A 2,559-nucleotide genomic window follows, 5' to 3' on the forward strand; every position below is an offset into this window, starting at 1 on the left:
GAGGCCCTGCCACGGCGCAGCTTGCGCATGGCGCCCGTGGCGCGCCAGCATGGCCCGCGCCTTGTCCGCCTCGCCCAGCAGGACGTCGAGCGGCGGCAGCTGCGTGTCCCATTCGATCAGGGTGGGAATGGTGCCGAATCGCTGCAGCGCCGCCCCGTACAGGGTCCAGACGGCTTCGGCCACGGGCGCGCCATGGTGGTCGACCACGGCTTGCGGCGTGACCAGGTGGCCGGCCAGATGCAGCTCGCCCACGCTGCCCGGCGCGATGGCCAGCAAGGCGGCCAGCGCATCTTCGCCGTGGTTGCACTGGTTCACATACAGGTTATTAATGTCGAGCAACAAGCCGCAGCCGCTGCGCCGGGCCAGTTCGGCGAGAAACTGCGCTTCGCTCATGGCGTCGCCGGCAAAACGCACGTAAGTGGCGACATTCTCCAGCAAGATCGGCCTTTTCAGCGCATCCTGCACTCTCCCCACCCTGGCGCACAGCAAGTCCAGCGCGGCCCCGTTCAAGGCCAGCGGCAACAAATCATTGAGTTGCTGCCCGGCTACGGCGCCCCAGCACAAATGTTCCGACACGAGGGCCGGCTCCACGCGCGCCACCAGCGCCTGCACGCGCTGCAGATGCTGCTCGGAAAAACCACGCGCCGAGCCCAGCCCAAGTCCCACGCCGTGCAGGCTGACGGCGTAATCCTGGCGCAACGTCTGCAGCACATGCCAGTCCCAGCCCGACGGCTGCAGATAATTCTCGGTGTGCACTTCCAGCCAGTCCACCGCGGGCCGGCGCCCGAGAAAGTCACGGTAGTGCGCGGCGCGCAAGCCGACGCCCACGCCGGCGAGCGCATGGGGCGGCTGCCGCACGGCAGTGGTGCCCGGAATGCTTATGGCTGCGTGGCTGGCGCGGCCGGCTTGGCAGCCTTGATGGGCTTCATGGAGCCGCCCGCCTGCTCGCACGTGCCCTTGGCAACATAGGTCCATTCCGTGGGCAGGTTGTCCGCCTCGGCCTGGCCCGCGCACGAGTGCGCGCCGTCCGACGAGGCGCAATCATTCTGCCCCGCCTTGGCCACGCCGTAGCACTTTTCCTTGCCGCCGGGAGCGGCACCATCGTGTGCGGCCGCGCTGCCGGTGGCGGCGGCGCAGATGCCGGCCAGGGCGGCGGCGACGAGAGCTTGACGTTTGTTCATGGGTAATCCTCTAGCGTGGTCATGGGAATCGGGGAACTTGGCACCGCCCGGGCTGCGCGGCGGCCAGCCAGGAAGCGATCACCGCATTCTACTGAATCGGCCGCGCCTTGGCGAACAATTGCAGTGACAGGCAGGGGAGGCGCGAGCGGGAGCGGCAAAAGATGGGGGATGCTGAAAAAACAAAAGCCCACTCGCCACCGTTGGCAACGGTGGTGTGGGCGTGACAGGCGCCGGGAAGGCGCCGCGCAACGACGTTCAGGCCGTCGTGTTGATGGTGTTGCCGAGGTGAGCCGGCAGGTTCGGCGCCGACTGTACCGGTGGCAAGGCTTGCAGCAAGGCAGTCGCGGTCGAACTTTGAATATCCTGGGCTTTTTTCAGGACAGTCAGGCCAACGGCTTGTCGCGTACCAGTCTCTGCCATCGTGGTTGACAGTTGAGCAATGCTTCCGACGTCCATACGTTTCTCCAATGAGGTTCTACCTGTATTAACGGATGGCGGCGGCAAACCTTTAGACTTATTTTTCCAGCCTGTGCAGCAGCCATGCGAGCACCCGTTCGCGGTCGTTCAAGTCCAGCCACTGCACGCCGGCGCGCAAGTCGGCCGGCGCCGGGCTGTCGGACGCCACGGCGATCACGTGCGGGTCATGCGGATACAGGGGCGCCTGCCCTACTGCCGGCCGGAACACTTCCAGCTTCGGGATGGGGTCCGTCTTGAAGCCTTCGACCAGGGTCAGGTCGGCCGGGCCCATGCGGGCCAATTGCTGCGCCAGGCTCGGTTCGGGCGCGCCGCGCAGCTCGTGCACGATGGCGTAGCGGTACGGCGACGCCACCAGCACCTCGGCCGCGCCAGCCAGGCGCAGGCGGGCGCTGTCCTTTTGCGGCGGCTCCAGCGCCAGGTCGTGGTGGCTGTGCTTGACCAGGTTGACCCGCAAGCCCCGCGCCGCCATTTCCTTCACCACAAATTCCAGCAGGGTCGTCTTGCCGCTGCCGGAACGGCCGATCACGCCAAGTACGGGGTGGGCGGGCATCGCATCGTGCATGGTCACTCCTTGATTGAGAAGGAGTAATTATACGCAGCCCCGTCCGCGCCGCCGCGCCGCGCCTGCGCCGGACAGCGCCCAGGTCAAGCGCAGCGGCAATTTATGCACGCAACATGACTCAGCCGCCGCCATCCGTCGTGCCCTTCGCCCTGCCGCCATTGGCGGGCGCCGTTTTGCCGCGCTTTCCTGCCGGCTTGCCGCCCTCCGGCGCGCCGGGGTCGCTCGCCTGCCGCCGGCGCCTGCCGCCCGCATGGGGCGCCGTCTTGCCATTGGCCGCCAGCGCATTGCGGGCCGTGCGCGCCAGTTGCCGGTGCGCGGCGATGGCGCCGGCCTCCGCAT

Annotated in this window: 5 protein-coding genes; all 5 read right to left on the reverse strand. The window is 67.7% G+C overall.

The features are described from left to right. On the reverse strand, positions 1-858 hold an 858-nt coding region (locus CBW50_RS28205), incomplete at its 3' end, for a DUF692 domain-containing protein (RefSeq protein WP_253252020.1). Between the two features lie 20 nt (positions 859-878). Continuing rightward, positions 879-1,181 (reverse strand): DUF2282 domain-containing protein, encoded by a 303-nt coding sequence (locus CBW50_RS28210; RefSeq protein ID WP_086148549.1) that lies wholly within the window; start codon positions 1,179-1,181, stop codon positions 879-881. A gap of 255 nt (positions 1,182-1,436) precedes the next feature. Beyond that, complete coding sequence (locus CBW50_RS28215) at positions 1,437-1,637, reverse strand: YjfB family protein (protein WP_086148550.1); 201 nt, start codon at positions 1,635-1,637, stop codon at positions 1,437-1,439. A 58-nt stretch (positions 1,638-1,695) separates the two neighbouring features. Next, on the reverse strand, positions 1,696-2,220 hold the full coding sequence (gene mobB / locus CBW50_RS28220) for a molybdopterin-guanine dinucleotide biosynthesis protein B (protein WP_086148551.1): 525 nt from the start codon (positions 2,218-2,220) through the stop codon (positions 1,696-1,698). Positions 2,221-2,338: 118 nt separating this feature from the next. Continuing rightward, positions 2,339-2,559 (reverse strand): hypothetical protein (locus tag CBW50_RS29630; RefSeq protein WP_216356430.1); only part of this gene is annotated, 221 nt, incomplete at its 5' end.

The sequence above is a fragment of the Janthinobacterium sp. GW458P genome (assembly GCF_002127585.1).
In the GTDB taxonomy this organism is placed as follows: Bacteria; Pseudomonadota; Gammaproteobacteria; order Burkholderiales; family Burkholderiaceae_D; genus Janthinobacterium.